We start from the raw sequence: 18,770 nt of genomic DNA, 5'->3' as shown, positions 1-18,770 counted from the left end.
TCCTTATTTTATGAATGGGCGGGTGAGTAACCCGACAGGGCCGGTGGTATACCAGCGACGGTTGCCGCGACTGCGTGAATCACGACCGACAGCCTGAGTCAGGCGGTCAAGAATAATGGCGAGGATCACAATCCCGACACCGCCGACGGTCGCCAGCCCCATATCGAGACGGCCGATGCCGCGCAGAACCATCTGCCCCAGACCGCCAACGGCGATCATCGAAGCGATCACCACCATTGACAGGGCCAGCATCAGCGTCTGGTTGACGCCTGCCATGATGGTCGGCATCGCCAGCGGAAGCTGCACTTTAAACAGCATCTGGCGCGGGCTGGCGCCGAAAGAGCGTGACGCTTCGATAAGGTCGGCAGGGACCTGGTTAATCCCCAGAATGGTTAGACGAATAATCGGCGGCAGGGCGAAGATAATCGTCACCACCACGCCCGGCACGTTACCGATGCCGAACAGCATCACGATAGGCACCAGGTAGACGAATGCAGGTGTCGTCTGCATCGCATCCAGCAATGGACGAATGATCTTCGCCGCCCGTGGGCTGCGTGCCAGCCAGATCCCCATCGGCAAACCGATGACAATGCAGAAGAGCAGGGCGGTCAGCACCAGTGCCAGGGTGATCATCGCCTGCGACCACGCGCCAATGGCTCCAATCGCAATCAACGAGATCAGCGTGGCGATCCCCATACCAGCACTACCAAACTGCCAGGCGATCAGGGAAAACAGCACAATCGCCACCGGCGCGGGCATGCCCAGCATCAGCTGCTGGAAGCCGTTGAGAATGTAATCTACCGGGACGCGGATCCCCTGGAATACCGGACGGAAATGGGTGACTACCCAGTCGATCCCTTCCGTCACCCAGCTGTCCAGCGGGATTAGCGTCTTGTGGAACGGGTCCATGATGTTGAAGTGCTCTGGCGCCGGTGCCGGTGCGCTATTGAGCCAGTCTGCCGCGCCGCCGCCATCGGCAGGTGCTGGCGTGGAACCCCACGCATCGGCAGATTGTGCCGCGCTGTCTGCGGCCTCAGTGGTGCCCCACGGGTTTGATTGATCAGCCATTGTTTGCCCCCTCGCGATCTAAAGCCTGCAGCAACATGCGTTTTGAGATGATACCGACGTACTGGTGTTCTTCACTGACGACGGGTACGGCGCACGGCGCCTGACCCACGTGAGAGAGCAACTCACTGAGCGGCGTTTCGGCATCGACGGCAAGCGGAGTGTCGATTACCGCCGCATCAATTCCCTGGTTTTCGCTCAGGGCGGTTTTCAGGGAGTCGATGGAAACCACGCCGACAAATTTATTGCCGCGTTCAACCAGATAACCGTATTCCCGGTCTTCATCCTGCAACAGCTTCAGTGCGGAGCGTGGGCCAAATCCAGGCGTTTTACGGATAATGCCGTTCGGTGTACGGCGGGCAATATCTTTGGCGCTAAAGACCTGGCTAATATCCACGCCGCGGAAGAAGGTTCGCACATAATCATTCGCCGGATTATTAAGAATTTCATCCGGCGTGCCGACCTGTACGACTTCGCCATTTTGCATAATGGCAATACGATCGCCAATACGCATCGCTTCATCGAGATCGTGGGAAATAAAGACAATCGTACGCTGATGTTTGGCCTGTAATTTTACCAGCTCATCCTGCATCTCGGTGCGAATTAAAGGATCTAGCGCTGAGAAGGCTTCATCCATTAATAATATGTCTGGATTAATGGCTAATGCACGGGCTAATCCCACACGCTGACGCATACCGCCGGAGAGTTCATCCGGGTAGGCATGAGCATAATTTTCCAGCCCTACCTGACGCAGTGCATCAAGGGCTTTTTCCTGGCGTTCCTGAGCCGGCGTGCCGGCTAATTCCATGCCGAAAGCGGTATTATCCAGCACCGTCATGTGCGGCATCAGCGCGAATGACTGGAACACCATTGCAATCTTCTTTCTGCGCACCTCGCGAAGCTCGGCGTCTGATATTCTGGCGATATCCACGCCGTCAATCAGTACCTGTCCGCGGGTGGGTTCAATCAGGCGATTGAGAAGGCGAACCATAGTGGATTTACCCGAACCGGATAATCCCATGATGACAAAAATCTCGCCTTCTTCAATGGCCAGACTGGCGTCTTTAACGCCAAGCGATAGCCCTGTTTTTTCCAGAATTTGCTCTTTCGAAAGTCCTTTTTCGATATATTTGAAAGCACGCTGCGGATGCTCGCCAAATACTTTATAAAGATTTTTCACTTCTAATTTAATTGCCATGCAATAGAGAGTGTCCTGTTATTTGTTTATGCCGATATGATTACCATGGTAAATTGTTAACGGGCATAACCCTAACATACTGAGAATCTGAGACAACCCTGGGTTTGCTTATGGCATGAATTTTGCCGTAAACGAAATGGCTGAATTTCCCATGAGCAAAGGGCTGAGCGTGATTTGAGTTTTTCTTAAATTTTTGTTGCAGCATCGGGAAATTTCGCCTGAACTGGATCTATTCAGGCGAATATGACGTGGACATTACAGTGTAGTTGCTATGCAAATACAGGGGGAAAAAATGTCTGTTTATATTAAATTAACGAACGTTAGTGGTGATTAAAAATCCCAGTCCTCATCTTCTGTCTCTACTGCTTTACCCATTACATACGAGGAGCCCGATCCGGAAAAGAAATCGTGGTTCTCGTCAGCGTTGGGTGACAGCGCCGCCAGGATCGCCGGGTTCACTTCCGCCATCTCTGGTGGGAATAACGCGTCGTAACCGAGATTCATCAGCGCTTTGTTGGCGTTGTAGCAGAGGAACGCCTTCACGTCTTCCTCCCAGCCGGTTCCGGCATACAGTTCCTCGGTATAGCTCAGCTCGTTATCGTACAAATCCATCAGTAAATCGAGCGCGAAGCCTTTGAGTTCCTCGCGCTTTTGCTCGCTGACTTTCTCCAGTCCTTTCTGATACTTATAGCCAATGTAATACCCATGCACCGCCTCATCGCGAATGATCAGGCGAATCAAATCAGCAGTGTTGGTCAATTTGCCACGGCTGGACCAGTACATCGGCAGCCAGAAGCCGGAATAGAAAAGAAAAGATTCCAGAAACACACTGGCGATTTTCTTCTTCAGCGGCTCATCAGCCTGATAATGCGCCAGCACCAGATTCGCCTTGCGCTGTAATGACTCGCTCTCTTCGCTCCAGGTATACGCCGCATCCACGTCTTTGGTCTGGCACAGTGTGGAGAAAATCGAACTGTAGGAGCGAGCATGCACCGCCTCCATAAAGCTGATGTTCGACATCACCGCCTCTTCATGTGGCGTCAGCGCGTCGGTCATCAGGGCAGGCGCACCCACGGTGTTCTGGATGGTGTCCAGCAACGTGAGTCCGGTAAAGACGCGGATTGTCAGCTGTTGTTCGGCGTGGTTCAGCGTTTGCCAGGCCGGGATATCGTTGGAGAGCGGCACCTTTTCCGGCAGCCAGAAGTTGCTGGTGAGCCGGTTCCACACCTCCAGATCTTTATCGTCCTGAATTTTATTCCAGTTAACGGCACTCACGCGTGATAGTTTCATCCTTTCTCCTTACAGCGCGCAGGATACGCAGCCTTCGATTTCGGTGCCTTCCAGCGCAAGCTGACGCAGGCGAATGTAGTACAGCGTCTTGATGCCTTTCTTCCAGGCATAAATCTGCGCCCTGTTGATATCGCGGGTGGTGGCGGTATCCGGGAAGAAGAGCGTCAGCGACAGTCCCTGGTCCACGTGTTTTGTTGCCTCGGCGTAGGTGTCGATAATCTTTTCCGACCCGATTTCATAGGCGTCCTGATACAGCGCCAGATTGTCGTTGGTCATAAACGGAGCAGGGTAATAAACGCGCCCGGTTTTGCCTTCCTTGCGGATCTCTATTTTCGACACAATCGGATGAATACTCGACGTGGCATGGTTGATGTAAGAGATCGAGCCGGTCGGTGGCACCGCCTGCAGGTTCTGGTTGTAGATGCCGTGCCGCATTACGTCATCACGCAGCTGTTGCCACATCGCGCGCGTGGGCAGGGTGATACCTGAACGGGCAAATAGCTGGCGTACTTTCCCGGTTTTTGGCTGCCAGTCGCCTTCCAGATACTGGCTAAAATATTCGCCACTGGCGTAGCGCGACTGTTCAAAACCGACGAAGCGCTGGTTGCGCTCGCGCGCCAGCATCATTGAGGTATGCAGCGCATGCCAGGTGATGGTGTAAAAATAGAGGTTGGTGAAATCCAGCCCTTCCGGGCTGCCGTAGGCGATGCCTTCCCGTGCCAGATAACCGTGCAGGTTCATCTGGCCGAGACCGATGGCGTGCGACGCGGTATTTCCCGCTTCAACAGAAGGCACGCTGCGGATGTGGCTCATGTCTGACACCGCCGTCAGCCCGCGAATGGCGGTTTCAACCGTGCGGCCAAAATCCGGGGAATCCATGGTGTGGGCAATATTCAGCGACCCGAGGTTGCAGGAGATATCTTTGCCGATGTCAGCGTAGTCCAGGTTTTCATCATAGGTCGACGCGCTGTTGACCTGCAAAATCTCCGAGCACAGGTTGCTCATGTTAATGCGGCCGGCAATCGGGTTGGCGCGATTCACCGTATCTTCATACATGATGTATGGATAGCCGGACTCAAACTGAATTTCGGCAAGCGTCTGGAAGAAATCGCGGGCGTTGATGTAGGTTTTACGAATGCGCTCGTCGGCTACCAGGTCGTCGTACAGCGCACTGATAGCGACATCCCCGAACGCTTTCCCGTAGATACGCTCGATATCGTAAGGCGAGAACAGCGCCATGTCGGCATTCTCTTTGGCGAGGGCAAAGGTGATATCCGGGATCACCACGCCGAGCGACAGCGTTTTGATGCGGATTTTTTCATCGGCGTTTTCGCGTTTGGTGTCGAGAAAACGCAGAATATCCGGATGGTGCGCGTGCAGATACACCGCGCCTGCGCCCTGGCGTGCGCCAAGCTGATTGGCATAGGAGAAGGCATCTTCCAGCATTTTCATCACCGGGATCACGCCGGAAGACTGGTTTTCGATGCGCTTAATTGGCGCTCCGGCTTCACGCAGGTTAGAGAGCAAAAACGCCACGCCGCCACCGCGTTTGGAAAGTTGCAGCGCTGAATTCACCGCTCGACCAATCGACTCCATATTGTCTTCGATACGCAGCAGGAAGCAGGAAACCAGCTCGCCGCGCTGGGCTTTGCCACAATTAAGGAAGGTCGGTGTGGCGGGCTGGAAGCGGCCGGAGAGGATCTCCGCCATCAGCCGTTCAGCCAGTGCTTCATCACCCTGGGCCAGCGTCAGCGCCACCATCACCACGCGGTCTTCAAAACTTTCGAGGTAGCGTTTACCGTCGAACGTTTTCAGCGTGTAGCTGGTGTAATACTTCCACGCGCCGAGGAAGGTCTGGAAACGAAAACCGCTGGCGTGCGCGCGTTCGAACAACCTCACCACGAAGGCGCGATCATAACGGGTGAGGATGCGTTCTTCGTAATAGCCTTCATTGACCAGATAGTCGAGCCGCGCATTCTGGCTTTCAAACGTTACGCTATTGGGGCGGACATGGGCGGTGAAAAAGGCGTCCACTGCCTCGTGGTCTTTGCCAAACTGGATGTGCCCCTCGCGGTCATAGAGGTTAAGCATCGCGTTTAATGCGTGGTAATCCGGTGTTGCCTGAATTACCCGTTCTGCGGTTGTCGTTGCCAAAATTCCTTCACTCCTTTACGCACGTTCTCTACGTCCTGCTGTGTCCCCATCAGTTCGAAACGATAGAGATACGGCACGCCGCATTTTTGAGAGATAACATCCCCGGCGCGACCAAAGGCGTCACCGAAATTGCGATTACCCGCCGCGATCACGCCGCGAATACGCTGTCGGTTATGGGGATCGTTAAGAAAGCGGATCACCTGGCGGGGAACTGCCCCCGCCGTACCGCCGCCGCCATAGCTGGGCACCACCAGTATGTAAGGTTCCTCTACCTGGATCCGCTCTCGCTCGTTCAGCGGAATGCGGGTCGCAGGCAGCCCGAGGCGCTCGATAAAGCGGAGCGTGTTTTCCGAGCTGCTGGAGAAGAAAACCAGTCCGCTCATGCCCTGGCGGCCTGAGCGGCGAGGCGGTTGATCATATCCGGACGGAAACCTGACCAGCTGGTTTCCCCGGCAACCACTACCGGAAGCTGGCGAAAACCCTGCGCGCGCAGGATATCGGCTGCTTCTGGCTGCTGGTCGATATTCACCATCTCAAATGCCACCCCGCGGCTTTCCATCGCACGTTTAGTCGCATGGCACTGAACGCAATCGTTACGTATGTAAATAATAATGCTCATGATTCGTATTTCCATTTAAAATGAGAGCACGGCGCGTATGTACGCGTCAGATTTGTGTGTCTTGCTAAAGGAGATACTAGATGTAGTTATCCTAAGTTTCAACCATACAAGATATGGGAAATTTAGATTGATTTTGCCCCGATGATGAGCACAGCGGGGCAGGGTGGGCTGTGCGGGTTTTTCAGGCGGGTTACTTACGCAAGTTAAGCAGGGCACCCACAAAGATACCGACGGCGGCTACTGTGCCCAGCGTACAGAGCGGTCTTTCACGAACAAAGGTGCTTGCACAGCTGACGGCATCACAGGCTGCCTGAGTCGTACGTGAACGGCCGTTCATCCGCGCACGGGTTTCACGGAGCAGAGACTGAGCCTTATGTTTTGCGGCATCCGCTTCGTCCTTCGCGTCAGTTCCCCAGGATTTCAATACCTCTTCCAGTGAGTCAGCTAATTGGCTGACATCATTACGAATATCCTGAGCGTCGTCGTTAATATCGTTTCGGTTCGTTCTGTTAAACATACGATCCTCCGTAATTTTGTGTTCCCGCTTAGTTTAGTTCAGAAATGTAATATCTGAAGTGCATCACGCGTTATCCGGCAGTTTATGGAATATTCTGAAAGCCCTGCTAATGCTGAATACTGTAAGGTTGCCGGGCAGGAAAAGATAACGAGGAAAAGATATGTATTTACGACCTGATGAGGTGGCGCGCGTTCTTGAAAAAGAGGGATTCACCATGGATGAGGTGACATCAAAAGCGTATGGATATCGCCGTGGTGAGAATTATGTTTACGTTAATCGTGAAGCCAGAATGGGACGTACCGCGCTCATTATTCACCCGACACTGAAAGACAGAAGTTTGTCATTTGCTGAGCCAGCCTCGGATATTAAAACCTGCGATCATTATCAGCAATTTCCGCTCTATTTAGGCGGCGAGACGCATGAACATTATGGTATTCCGCATGGCTTCAGTTCACGTATGGCACTGGAGCGGTTTTTGAAAGGACTGTTTGGCGACGTACAGTAAATCAGCGACTGGCGTGCGCCAGTCGCCTCACATTACGCTTTGGCCTGATTGTACTGGCTGACCTTGAACAGGCGGCGACAGTAGTCGAGAAAATAGCCGTACACCGCACCCATCAGCATTGAAATCACAATATTCGAACTGACCGCCGCGACGATCTGGTGCCAGTCTGCGCCGACTGTCAGCAGAATAGCCACGTAAACCGGGGACTGGAACGTCACATACGCCAGAACGTCGGCCAGGTTTTTGACCCAGCCTGCGGGGCTGATACGGCGTGCGAGGCGCATGACCGCATCACGGTATAATCCATAAGGCCAGGCAATAATAATGTTGACCGGGATTGCCACCAGACGAGAAGAAAGTGACTGCTCGAAGGTCATTCCGGAGAGGAATATTTCAATCAGCATGTTCACGACAGAACAGTAGACAACCATCGCGAAAGTATCCGCTACCGCATGGCGAAGGCGTGATTGCGGTGAGAACATGTCTGAACTCCTTGAGAAGAACACAATAAAAACGATTTTCCCGCAGCGATTAGTGCTTTAGGTTGGTTTGTTTGATGTGTATAGCGTATATCTCTGAGTTTAAACTAACAACTAGTGAATAATTTTTATTTAGTCGCGTTTTGTCCACAAAATTCTCTAAAATTGATTGTTTTTTGTTTGGTTCGTTATATTGTGTCTTTGCGGGGTATTTTTTTATAAAAATCAGATGGTTGATTCTGTTGGTCTGAAGGGTGGTGCCAGGAGGGGCTTTTTTGGAACAGTATGCTGTAATTTGGCTTAACGTTGACCGTTTCTGTCGGTGCTGATGTTGTGCGCGAATATTATTATTGTCGATATTTAAAGATATTTACACTATTGTCAGGAAAGTCCTGTGGGTAGATATTTAGACAGAAATGAATTATTCTGACTGTGATTTATCTATTTACCCCAAAGAAAAGGTTTCCAAATAATATGTCTTTGACGTTACAGAATCTTAATAATATCCGAACTCTGCGCGCCATGGCGCGTGAATTATCCCTGGACGTTCTTGAGGAAATGCTGGAAAAGGTCAGGGTCGTTGCTGAAGAGAAACGTAGTGAACTGGCGGAATTAGAGCAGCAGCGTACTGAGCAGCAGGAAAAAATTAACGCTCTGCTGGAACGGATGAAAGCCGATGGTATTTCACCGACTGACCTGTTGGGTTCAGATCTGGCGCAGGCAGGAAAGACGGCGAAAAAACGTAAAGCGCGTGAAGCAAAATATCGTTTTATTGACCAGAACGGTGAAGAAAAAACGTGGACTGGCCAGGGACGTACGCCGAAGCCAATTGCCAGTGCGCTGGCAAACGGTAAATCACTGGATGATTTTCTGATCTAATCCGTGAGCCGGACGGATCACTCCGTCCGGTTGTCTGTTCAGCAGACGCCGAAATCACCGTCTTCGGTATACAGAGCCAGATCGCTGGCTTTCAGGGTATATTTCTCGCCTTGTTCATTGCTGGCCTGTACCGCCACAACGCTGTCACCCTCAACTTCAATGACTTTCAGTTTCGGACCGCCTTTACGCGGTTGCACATAATCACCGACAGAAAACATATTACCTCCTCATCGTTTTAGTGAACTTCACCTTAGCCCACGCGCGCTGCCGGGTACAGTGTAATTCACGGATTACTGCTTATGAGGTACGCCGGTTCCATGGCATCACTTTCAGCAGTCGTGCCATACCGCAAAAACCTGTCAGACCTGCGAAGAGCAGCCCGGCCCCCACAAAACCGCTGAGCAGGAAAAAGCTGCTTGAGACGCTATAGCCCAGCACCACACCACAGAGAATCAACAGCCCGGCGGCAATTTGCACCTGACGCATCAGCGGGAGCGGCTGCGATTTGTCCTCGACAGTCAGAAGTCCAGCCTGCTTCCAGCCCTGAATGCCACCTTCGACGACAAATGCCTGAGCGGGGGCAGCAGCCTGTGCAAGGCGGTCAGCATTTCCGGACGTCCGGGCGCCGGACTGACAGTGAAAAATCACGGTTTCACCCGCCCGTGTAGTAAGCCCGCCGGGTAAGGTGTCCAGCGGTATGGACTGTGCAGCCGGAATATGCTCGCGGGCATACTCATCGGCATCACGAATATCAATCAGTTTTGCACCTTCGGCAACGCGCGCTTTGGCCTGCTGCGGTGATAGAAGAGGAAGTGACATGGCGGCTCCTTACGGGCAATAAAGGGTTTTCAGGGTGCTGATAAGCTGATACACGGCATCGTTTTTAATGAAATAGAGAATGCGCTGCGCTTCGCGGCTGCTGTCGATAAGCCCTTCTTCACGCATACGCGCCAGATGCTGCGACGTGGCGGAGGGGCTAAGTCCCGTTGCGCGAGCCAGCTCCCCCGCGCTGGTGCCGGGTGCACCGCACAGCGTGCAGAGGATCAGCAGCCGACGCGGGTTGCTCATCGCTTTTAAGAGTCCTGTGGCCTGCTCAGCGCTGGCCTGAAGTTGTTCGAGTTCAGTCATAATAGTTTAGGGTTTACTTAATTAAGAAAATGCTAAACTAATTTATTGCTTCGCGCCACAAGAGATCGCTATAGATGTGGGTCAGCACCCCCGCAGGGCCAAATTGTTGTTTGATCCAGCGCGTGACCTGGCCGGTCGCCGCATGCTGCGTGGCGAGCAGCATGCGTGAGTCCTTACGTGGATTATTAATGCGCCGGGTGACTAACAAGCCTTCTTCCACCGCCTCGCGGGCCATATACTCGGGCAAGAAACCGATCCCTTCCCCCAGGATCTGACACTGACATTTGGTGTTGAAATCCGGCACCAGAATCGCCTCCTGCCCGTGCAGCAACCAGCCGACCTTTTTGTTAATGGTATGGGCGGTATCTTCCACCATGATGTTGGGATACAGGCGTAGCTGGCTCTCTGCTATTGGTTCCGGGACGAAGGCCAGCGGATGTTCCGGAGCGATGGCGAATACCCAGCGGATAGCGCCAATCTCGGTGTAATCAATGCCACCGCCGTCGAGCAGCGTGTCCGGCGCGCCAATGGCAATATTGGCCTGGTTGTTGATGATGGAGTCCCAGACGCCGTTATACACCTCGGTCGTCACGGTTATCTGGCAGGTGGGAAACTGCTTTTTCAGCACCTGCAGCAGCCGCGCGGTATGGCGTGGGGTGTATAAAAGCTGATTAATACAGATGCGTACTCGCGCTTCAATACCCTGAGAAATGGTGTCTATCCCGCGTTTGATGGCATAAAAATCATTCAACAGATCGGTGGCTTTGCGATAAAAGTAAAAGCCGGACTCGGTCAGCTCAATGCTGCGTGTGTTGCGCACAAACAGCACAACGTCTAAGCCGGTCTCCATCCGCTTGATGGTGTAACTGATGGCCGAGGTGGTGACACCCAGCTCGGTAGCGGCCTTGCTGAAACTGCCGAAGCGTGCGGCGGTGGTAAAGGCCAGCAGGTTCTCTTCGGTAAAGATAGAATTCATATCACTGCTCCTGTGAGCCATCAGTTTTGAACATATTTTAACAGCGTTGTTACAACGCATTTGAAGCCGATCACAGTTCTGACTTTTTGCTGTAAGTCGCGCATAGCAAGGCTTTGTCAGGCATAAGCAGAATGCAGCCTTACGCGTTAAAAAGCGCGAAAACATAAGGAAAAGATTGCACGGCCGCACGTTTTGGCTGAATTGTTGAATTTAACTCAATAATGAATTGACTGTCGATGAATCATTTTTAAGCGGATTCTTTTATGACCAGGCTGTTGCTATTCTCAGGTCAACAGAAATAAAAACATCGGGAGTCTGAATATGTCTGGAACTGAACTCGTTACTGAATTTCTGCTGGCGGCAGAAGAGGGCAATAGCGATGCGCTAAAAGCCTGCCTGGAGAAAGGCGTGGATATTAACGCCACCAACCGTCAGAAAAGAACCGCGGTTATTATTGCCAGCCTGAAAAAGCATTATTCTTGTGTGGAGTTATTAATTGCCGCCGGCGCGGATATTGATAAACAAGACCAGACCTGTTTTAACCCCTTCCTGATTAGCTGCCTGACGAACGATTTAACCCTGCTGCGCATCGTCCTTCCGGCAAATCCGGATCTCGACCGTCTGACGCGTTTCGGTGGCGTGGGTATTACACCCGCCAGTGAAAAAGGGCACGTGGAAATAGTGCGCGAATTACTGGAGAAAACCGATATTAACGTTAACCACACCAACTTTGTTGGCTGGACACCGCTGCTGGAAGCCATCGTTTTAAATGACGGCGGCGCGAAGCAGCAGGAAATTGTAAAGCTGCTGCTGAATCACGGCGCGAACCCGCACATGACCGATAAATACGGAAAAACGCCGCTCGAACTGGCGCGAGAAAAAGGCTTCACCGCAATCGCTGACCTGCTGCTGGCGGCGGGCGCGTAACCTATCCGGCCAGCCTTAGCCGGCTGGCAACCCTGACATTAAGCATTTTACCGGCGTGCATTTTGCACGACGGCGGCCCGCTTTTATCCTCTTTCAGGAGAAAATAATGCCAACGAAAATCGTCATAAAAAAGAATACCTACTTCGATTCGGTTTCATTAATGTCCGTTTCGACCAAAGCCAATAAATTGCCGGGCGTTGAGCAGGCCTTTGTGGCCATGGCGACGGAGATGAACAAAGGCGTCTTAAAAAATCTCGGATTATTAACGCCGGAATTAAATGAGGCCAAAAACGGCGACCTGATGATCGTGATTAAAGGCGATGCGGCAAATGAAGAAACGCTGGCGGCCATTGAAGCGCTGTTCACGCGTAAAGAGAGCGCGGGATCCCATGAAGCGCGCTATGCGACGATTGCCAGCGCCAAAACCCATCGCCCGGACAGCAACCTTGCTGTGATTTCCGTCAATGGCACCTTCGCCGCTCGTGAAGCGCGCCAGGCGCTGGAGAACGATCTCAACGTGATGTTGTTTTCCGATAACGTGTCACTCGACGACGAGCTGGCGCTGAAGCAACTGGCGCACCAGAAAGGGCTGCTGATGATGGGACCGGACTGCGGCACCGCCATTATCAACGGCGCGGGGTTGTGCTTCGCCAACGCGGTGCGCCGCGGACCGATTGGTATTGTCGGCGCCTCCGGTACCGGCAGCCAGGAGCTGAGCGTGCGCATTCACGAATTCGGCGGCGGCGTGTCACAGTTGATTGGCACCGGAGGGCGCGATCTCAGCGAGAAAATCGGCGGCCTGATGATGCTCGACGCCATCGAGATGCTGGAGGCGGACGACGCCACGCAGGTGATTGCACTTATCTCCAAACCGCCTGCACCAGCGGTCGCTGAAAAGGTGTTGGCCCGCGCCCGTGCCTGCCGTAAGCCTGTGGTTGTCTGTTTCCTGGGCCGCAATGAACCACCTGCCGATGAAGACGGGCTGCAGTTTGCCCGTGGCACTAAAGAAGCCGCCCTGAAAGCTGTCCTGCTCACCGGCATCAAAAAAGAGTCACTTGATCTGCACCCGCTCAACTGGCCGCTGATCGAAGAGGTGCGTGCCCGTCTGACTCCACAGCAGAAGTACATTCGCGGGCTGTTCTGCGGCGGCACGCTGTGCGATGAAGCCATGTTTGCCGCGCTGGAGAAATTCGACAACGTCTACAGCAATATTCAGCCGGATCCAACAAAACGCCTGAGCGACATCAACGTCAGTAAAGCCCATACCTTCCTTGACTTTGGTGACGACGACTTCACCAACGGCAAACCGCACCCGATGATCGACCCGACTAACCGCATCAGCCGCCTGTTGCAGGAAGCGCGCGATCCGGAGGTGGGGGTGATCGTTATGGACTTCGTGCTGGGCTTTGGCGCACACGACGATCCGGTAGGGGTGATGCTCGACGCCATTAACGAGGCGCAGGCAATTGCGAAAGCTGACAACCGACCGCTGGAAATTCTGGGCTACGTGCTGGGCACTGACCAGGATCCACAGTCGCTGGTGCAGCAGTGCCAGCTTCTGACCGATGCAGGTGTGATTTGGGCCAGCAGCAGCACCAATACCGGATTACTGGCGCGTGAATTTGTCTGCAAAGGGGAGAAAGCATAATGACGACTTTATTTAACCAGCCGCTGAACGTGATTAACGTTGGTATTGCGATGTTCAGTGACGACCTCAAAAAACAGCACGTGCCCGTCACCCAACTCGACTGGACACCGCCGGGGCAGGGCAATATGCAGGTGGTGGAAGCGCTGGACCAGCTGGCGAGTAAACCACTGGCGGAAAAAATTGCCGCGGCCAACACCCTCGCCCTCGAGCGCATTATTCAGTCTCATCCGGTGCTGGTGGGTTACGGCCAGGCGATCAACGTCGTGCCAGGCATGACCCGCACCACTATTTTGCATGCTGGTCCACCGGTGACGTGGGAAAACATGTGTGGCGCGATGAAAGGCGCTGTTACCGGCGCGCTGGTGTTTGAAGGGTTGGCAAAAGATATCCGCGACGCCGAACGCGTGGCGGCTTCCGGAGAAATCACCTTCTCGCCGTGCCACGAACACGACTGTGTAGGCTCCATGGCGGGCGTCACTTCTGCCTCAATGTTCATGCACATCGTCGAAAACAAAACCTACGGCAACCGCGCGTTCACCAACTTAAGCGAGCAGATGGCGAAAATTCTGCGTATGGGCGCGAATGATCAGAGCGTGATTGACCGCCTGAACTGGATGCGCGACGTGCTCGGCCCGATGCTGCGCGACGCCATGAACATCATCGGTGAAATCGATCTGCGCTTAATGCTGGCGCAGGCACTGCACATGGGCGACGAGTGCCACAACCGCAACAACGCGGGCACCACGCTGCTGATCCAGGCGCTGACGCCGGGGTTGATTCAGGCGGGCTACCCGGTAGAGCAGCAGCGCGAGGTCTTTGAGTTTGTTGCCAGCAGCGACTACTTCTCCGGCCCGACGTGGATGGCGATGTGTAAAGCCGCGCTGGACGCCGCTCACGGCATTGAATACAGCACCGTAGTGACCACCATGGCGCGTAACGGCTATGAATTCGGCCTGCGTATTTCCGGCCTGCCCGGACAATGGTTTACCGGCCCGGCGCAGCAGGTCATTGGCCCGATGTTTGCGGGCTACAAACCGGAAGACTCCGGGCTGGATATCGGCGACAGCGCCATCACCGAAACCTACGGCATTGGCGGCTTTGCGATGGCAACCGCCCCGGCGATTGTGGCGCTGGTGGGCGGTACGGTCGAGGAAGCCATCGACTTCTCTCGCCAGATGCGCGAAATCACCCTTGGTGAAAACCCGAATGTCACCATTCCGCTGCTGTCGTTTATGGGCATTCCTACTGCCATCGACATCACCAGAGTGGCGGGCAGCGGCATTCTGCCGGTGATCAACACCGCGATTGCCCACAAGGACGCCGGAATCGGCATGATTGGGGCGGGCATCGTTCACCCGCCGTTTAGCTGTTTTGAAAAGGCGCTGTTGACCTTCCGCGATCGCTACTTTTTATAAGGCATGCATCCATGAAAAACATGAAACTGGAGTGGAAAAGAGGTGACTGGGCGGCCTATTTCGGGCTCATGACCAACAACCTGACCAATTTGCTGACCATGATGGGGTTGCTCATTTTTGTCGTCGGCATCCCGAAGGAGATTGTTTATGGACGCATCGCGCCAGCCTTCGGGCTGGCGGTACTGGTAGCGAGCGTCTGCTATGCGTGGTTTGGCCTGCAGATGGCACGCCAGACCGGGCGTACTGACGTCACTGCGCTGCCGTCCGGCCCGAGCGCGCCGTCGATTTTTACCGTGACCTTCCTGGTATTAATGCCGGTTTATCAGCAGACCGGTGATGCGGAATTTGCCATCCAGATCGGTCTGGTGTGGTGCTTCGTGGAAGCGATGATCCTGGCGGGTGGTTCATTTTTAGGAGAAACCATCCGCAAGATGATCCCGCGTACCGTGCTGCTGTCGTGCCTGTCTGGTTTAGGGTTGCTGCTGCTGGCGATGAACCCGATGTTGCAGGCGTTTGAGGCGCCAACGGTGTCATTCATCGTGCTGCTGCTGATCTTCATCAACTGGTTTGGCAAAAAGCCGATCTTCGCCCGCATCCCGACAGGGCTATTGCTGTTGGTTGCCGGTACGGCCCTGGCGTGGATCTCTGGCCTGCAAAGCCCGGAAGCGATCAAGGCGTCGATGTCATCGTTCGGCTTTAACCCGCCGTCCGTGCATATCGAAGGCTTTATGCAGGGCCTGCCGCACGCGCTGCCTTACCTTGCCTCGGCGGTTCCTCTGGGGCTGGCAAACTACATCTTTGACCTGGAAAACATTGAGAGTGCTCACGCAGCAGGGGATGAATACCCAACCCGCAAAGTGATGCTGGCAAATGGTCTGGCATCAATGCTTGGCTGCCTGATGGGTAACCCGTTCCCCGTGACAGTCTATGTTGGCCATGCGGGCTGGAAAGCGATGGGAGCCAGCATTGGCTATACGCTGGCGTCGGGTGTGACAATGTTCATCGTGCCGCTGTTCGGGCTGGGGGCGTTTATGCTCGCCATCATTCCGATGACCGCCATCGTGCCGATTCTGGTGTTTATCGGCGTGGTGACCGCCAACCAGGTGGTGAGAGAAACCCCCAAAGTGGAAGTGCCCGTGATCTTCATCTGTCTGTTCCCGTGGATCGCCAACTGGGCGCTGACCATGATGAACAGCGTGATGGGGGCGGCGGGCACCAGTGCGGCGAAAATCGGTACCGATGTGCTGCACAGCAAAGGCATCTACTACGAAGGGCTGGTGCATCTGGGGAATGGCGCACCGCTTGCCAGCATGCTGTGGGGTTGTATCGCCATCTTCGCCATCATCAATAAACCGCTGCGCGGTGCCGTTGCGGCGGCTGTTGGTGCGTTGCTGGCGCTGTTTGGGGTGATCCACGCCCCGGTGGTGGGCTTTGCCGAAGGCAGTTCGCTGATGTTTGTCACGGCGTATCTGATGATGGGCGGCATGTTTGTGGTGAAACATTTCCTTGATAGCCGGGAAGCGGCGAGCGCTGAAATTACTGTTGCGAAGGAACACGTATGAAAGAGCTTATGGTCGTCGCCATCGGCGGCAACAGCATTATCAAAGATAACGCCAGCCAGTCGATTGAACACCAGGCGCTGGCGGTCAAAGCGGTGGCAGAGTCGGTGCTGGAGATGCTGGCATCCGACTACGACATTGTGCTCACGCACGGAAACGGCCCCCAGGTGGGGCTGGATCTGCGCCGCGCCGAAATCGCCCACGAGCGGGAAGGGCTGCCGCTGACTCCGCTGGCGAACTGTGTGGCAGATACGCAGGGCGGTATTGGCTACCTGATCCAGCAGGCGTTAAATAACCGCCTTGCCGCACGCGGGGAGCAAAAAGCGGTCACGGTCGTTACTCAGGTGGAGGTGGATAAAAATGATCCGGGCTTCACCCATCCCACTAAACCCATCGGCGCGTTCTTTAGTGAAGTGCAGCGCGATGAGCTGCAACTCGCCCACCCGGACTGGCATTTTGTTGAGGACTCTGGCCGGGGTTATCGCCGCGTAGTGGCGTCTCCACAGCCGTTGCGGATTGTCGAAGCCGATGCCATCAAGACGCTGACGCAGAAAGGTTTTGTGGTGATTGGCGCGGGCGGCGGCGGTATTCCGGTGGTTCGCACACCTGAAGGTGATTACCAGAGCGTCGATGCGGTGATTGATAAGGATCTCTCCACCGCATTGCTGGCACGTGAGATCCGCGCTGATGTGCTGGCGATCACCACCGGCGTGGAAAAAGTGTGTATCAACTTCGGCAAGCCAAATCAGCAGGCGCTGGACACCGTCAACGTGGCGCAAATGTCGCGGTATATGGATGAAGGCCATTTCCCGGCGGGCAGCATGCTGCCCAAAATCATCGCCTCGCTGGAATTTTTACACCACGGCGGCAAGCGGGTGATCATCACCTCGCCGGACAGCCTGCCTGCGGCGCTGCGCGGTGAAACCGGCACCCATATTGTTAATGAGGGAAGATAAGATGAGTGAAAACAAAAGCCGACGCGAGTTTATCAGCCAGAGCGGCAAAATGGTCACCGCCTGCGCACTGTTTGGTGCGACCGGATCTGTCGCGTATGCTGCGGATACTGCGAAGCCAACCTGCGAGACGGGCAAACCGATGAGCATCACCGCAAAACACTATTATCTGGATAACGTCCTGCTGGAAGCCGGGTTCAATTTCGACGGCGGCGTGGCGACCAGCACCCGCACCGAGCTGAAAACGCTGGAGATTAAAGACGGGAAGATCGTCACCCTGCGGGATAACAAAAGCCACGCTGATGCCACGCTGCCGCACTACGATGCGGGCAGTAAACTGATGCTGCCGGCGATGCGCGACATGCACATCCATCTCGATAAAACCTTCTATGGCGGCCCGTGGCGCTCCCTGAACCGCCCGGCGGGCACCACGATTCAGGACATGATCCGCCTTGAGCAGAAGCTGCTGCCGGAATTACAGCCCTACACCCAGGAGCGCGCGGAAAAGCTGATCGACCTGATCCAGTCCAAAGGGTCCACCATCGCCCGCAGCCACTGCAATATTGAGCCGGTTTCCGGCCTGAAAAACCTGGAAAATTTACAGGCGGTACTGGCGCGTCGTAAGCCCGGTTTCGACTGCGAAATCGTCGCCTTCCCGCAGCACGGCCTGCTGCTATCGAACTCTGAAAAACTGATGCGTGAGGCGATGCAGGCCGGCGCGCACTACGTGGGTGGACTCGATCCCACCAACGTGGATGGCGCGATGGAGAAATCCCTCGACACCATGTTCCAGATTGCGCTGGACTACGACAAAGGAGTGGACATTCACCTGCACGAAACCAGCCCGGCGGGTGTGGCAGCGGTGAATTACATGGTGGAAACCGTGGAGAAAACGCCAGAGCTGAAGGGCAAACTGACCATCAGCCATGCTTTCGCGCTGGCCACGCTCAACGAACAGCAGGTGGATGAGATCGCCACCCGCATGGCAGCACAGCAGGTAACCATCGCCTCTACCGTGCCGATTGGCACTCTACATATGCCGCTAAAGCAGTTGCGGGATAAAGGCGTGTTTGTGATGACGGGTACCGACAGCGTAATCGACCACTGGTCTCCGTATGGCCTGGGGGACATGCTGGAAAAAGCCAACCTGTACGCTCAGCTTTATATTCGACCAAACGAGCAGACGCTCTCCCGCGCGCTCGGTATCGCCACCGGCGACGTGCTGCCGCTGAACGACAAAGGCGAGCGCGTGTGGCCGAAAGCGCAGGACGACGCCAGTTTTGTGCTGGTAGACGCTTCCTGCTCCGCCGAAGCCGTGGCGCGTATTTCCCCGCGCACCGCGACGTTCCATAATGGCAACCTCGTTTGGGGCGTTGTGGGTTGACGTGCATTTCGCCCTCTCCCGGTGGGAGAGGGTTGGGGTGAGGGCATCAGGCCGCAGGGAATGCTTTATACTGG

Annotated in this window: 20 protein-coding genes; 8 read left to right on the top strand and 12 right to left on the bottom strand. The window is 54.7% G+C overall.

Features of this window, described 5'->3' with window-relative positions; all coding sequences use genetic code 11:
* Positions 1-3: 3 nt before the first annotated feature.
* The 7 genes from proW to ACLHV8_RS17215 form a co-directional block, all read right to left on the bottom strand.
* The gene (gene proW, locus ACLHV8_RS17245; RefSeq protein WP_028016798.1) at positions 4-1,068 is read right to left on the bottom strand and encodes a glycine betaine/L-proline ABC transporter permease ProW; all 1,065 of its coding nucleotides are present in this window, start codon (positions 1,066-1,068) and stop codon (positions 4-6) included.
* Positions 1,061-2,263, bottom strand: a complete 1,203-nt coding sequence (gene proV / locus ACLHV8_RS17240) for a glycine betaine/L-proline ABC transporter ATP-binding protein ProV (protein WP_208594109.1) — start codon at positions 2,261-2,263, stop codon at positions 1,061-1,063. The genes proW and proV overlap by 8 nt, the downstream gene beginning before the upstream one ends.
* A gap of 330 nt (positions 2,264-2,593) precedes the next feature.
* Positions 2,594-3,553 (bottom strand): class 1b ribonucleoside-diphosphate reductase subunit beta, encoded by a 960-nt coding sequence (nrdF, locus tag ACLHV8_RS17235; RefSeq protein ID WP_028016796.1) that lies wholly within the window; start codon positions 3,551-3,553, stop codon positions 2,594-2,596.
* Between the two features lie 9 nt (positions 3,554-3,562).
* A complete protein-coding gene (gene nrdE, locus ACLHV8_RS17230) occupies positions 3,563-5,707 on the bottom strand; it encodes a class 1b ribonucleoside-diphosphate reductase subunit alpha (protein WP_410376993.1) in 2,145 nt (714 codons plus the stop codon).
* Positions 5,680-6,090, bottom strand: coding sequence for a class Ib ribonucleoside-diphosphate reductase assembly flavoprotein NrdI (gene nrdI, locus ACLHV8_RS17225; RefSeq protein WP_028016794.1), 411 nt, complete (start codon positions 6,088-6,090; stop codon positions 5,680-5,682). Before nrdI ends, nrdE begins: the two co-directional genes overlap by 28 nt.
* Positions 6,087-6,326 carry a glutaredoxin-like protein NrdH gene (gene nrdH / locus ACLHV8_RS17220; protein WP_208594111.1) on the bottom strand — a complete coding sequence of 80 codons (240 nt, stop codon included), beginning with the start codon at positions 6,324-6,326 and terminating at the stop codon, positions 6,087-6,089. The genes nrdI and nrdH overlap by 4 nt, the downstream gene beginning before the upstream one ends.
* Before the next feature lie 190 nt (positions 6,327-6,516).
* Entirely contained in the window at positions 6,517-6,843 is a 327-nt protein-coding gene (locus tag ACLHV8_RS17215) for a DUF883 domain-containing protein (protein WP_208594112.1), read from the bottom strand.
* 160 nt (positions 6,844-7,003) lie between these two features.
* On the opposite strand from ACLHV8_RS17215, the gene ACLHV8_RS17210 reads away from it, so the two are divergent.
* On the top strand, positions 7,004-7,348 hold the full coding sequence (locus ACLHV8_RS17210) for a DUF2002 family protein (protein ID WP_006811693.1): 345 nt from the start codon (positions 7,004-7,006) through the stop codon (positions 7,346-7,348).
* Positions 7,349-7,380: 32 nt separating this feature from the next.
* Here the strand turns inward: ACLHV8_RS17210 and alaE are convergent, their stop codons facing one another.
* Positions 7,381-7,830 (bottom strand): L-alanine exporter AlaE, encoded by a 450-nt coding sequence (alaE, locus tag ACLHV8_RS17205; RefSeq protein ID WP_028016791.1) that lies wholly within the window; start codon positions 7,828-7,830, stop codon positions 7,381-7,383.
* A gap of 471 nt (positions 7,831-8,301) precedes the next feature.
* On the opposite strand from alaE, the gene stpA reads away from it, so the two are divergent.
* Entirely contained in the window at positions 8,302-8,706 is a 405-nt protein-coding gene (stpA, locus tag ACLHV8_RS17200) for a DNA-binding protein StpA (protein ID WP_028016790.1), read from the top strand.
* A gap of 38 nt (positions 8,707-8,744) precedes the next feature.
* On the opposite strand, the gene ACLHV8_RS17195 is transcribed toward stpA, so the two are convergent.
* The 4 genes from ACLHV8_RS17195 to ACLHV8_RS17180 all read right to left on the bottom strand — a co-directional run bounded on the left by ACLHV8_RS17195 (position 8,745) and on the right by ACLHV8_RS17180 (position 10,810).
* On the bottom strand, positions 8,745-8,924 hold the full coding sequence (locus tag ACLHV8_RS17195; protein ID WP_028016789.1) for a hypothetical protein: 180 nt from the start codon (positions 8,922-8,924) through the stop codon (positions 8,745-8,747).
* Between the two features lie 79 nt (positions 8,925-9,003).
* Complete coding sequence (locus ACLHV8_RS17190; protein ID WP_028016788.1) at positions 9,004-9,525, bottom strand: rhodanese family protein; 522 nt, start codon at positions 9,523-9,525, stop codon at positions 9,004-9,006.
* A 9-nt stretch (positions 9,526-9,534) separates the two neighbouring features.
* Positions 9,535-9,834 (bottom strand): ArsR/SmtB family transcription factor, encoded by a 300-nt coding sequence (locus ACLHV8_RS17185; RefSeq protein WP_208594113.1) that lies wholly within the window; start codon positions 9,832-9,834, stop codon positions 9,535-9,537.
* 37 nt (positions 9,835-9,871) lie between these two features.
* Positions 9,872-10,810, bottom strand: a complete 939-nt coding sequence (locus tag ACLHV8_RS17180) for a LysR substrate-binding domain-containing protein (protein ID WP_208594114.1) — start codon at positions 10,808-10,810, stop codon at positions 9,872-9,874.
* Positions 10,811-11,131: 321 nt separating this feature from the next.
* Here ACLHV8_RS17180 and ACLHV8_RS17175 point away from each other — a divergent pair, with 321 nt between their 5' ends.
* From ACLHV8_RS17175 to ACLHV8_RS17150, 6 genes are all read left to right on the top strand, one after another.
* On the top strand, positions 11,132-11,737 hold the full coding sequence (locus ACLHV8_RS17175; protein WP_028016785.1) for an ankyrin repeat domain-containing protein: 606 nt from the start codon (positions 11,132-11,134) through the stop codon (positions 11,735-11,737).
* A 106-nt stretch (positions 11,738-11,843) separates the two neighbouring features.
* Positions 11,844-13,385, top strand: coding sequence for an acyl-CoA synthetase FdrA (gene fdrA, locus ACLHV8_RS17170; protein WP_049008736.1), 1,542 nt, complete (start codon positions 11,844-11,846; stop codon positions 13,383-13,385).
* Positions 13,385-14,800, top strand: coding sequence for a DUF1116 domain-containing protein (locus tag ACLHV8_RS17165; protein WP_316942856.1), 1,416 nt, complete (start codon positions 13,385-13,387; stop codon positions 14,798-14,800). The genes fdrA and ACLHV8_RS17165 overlap by 1 nt, the downstream gene beginning before the upstream one ends.
* An 11-nt stretch (positions 14,801-14,811) precedes the next feature.
* A complete protein-coding gene (locus ACLHV8_RS17160) occupies positions 14,812-16,362 on the top strand; it encodes a hypothetical protein (RefSeq protein WP_028016782.1) in 1,551 nt (516 codons plus the stop codon).
* Positions 16,359-17,315, top strand: coding sequence for a carbamate kinase family protein (locus ACLHV8_RS17155; RefSeq protein WP_208594116.1), 957 nt, complete (start codon positions 16,359-16,361; stop codon positions 17,313-17,315). Before ACLHV8_RS17160 ends, ACLHV8_RS17155 begins: the two co-directional genes overlap by 4 nt.
* Before the next feature lies 1 nt (position 17,316).
* Positions 17,317-18,696: an amidohydrolase family protein gene (locus ACLHV8_RS17150; protein ID WP_208594117.1), complete on the top strand. Its 1,380-nt coding sequence runs from the start codon at positions 17,317-17,319 to the stop codon at positions 18,694-18,696.
* Positions 18,697-18,770 lie beyond the last annotated feature (74 nt).

Origin of the sequence: Enterobacter sp. CPE_E863 (assembly GCF_046521465.1) — a bacterium.
In the GTDB taxonomy this organism is placed as follows: domain Bacteria; phylum Pseudomonadota; class Gammaproteobacteria; order Enterobacterales; family Enterobacteriaceae; genus Enterobacter; species Enterobacter adelaidei.
Note: the sequence above shows the minus strand (reverse complement) of the source record. Positions and strands in the feature narration are given on the sequence as shown.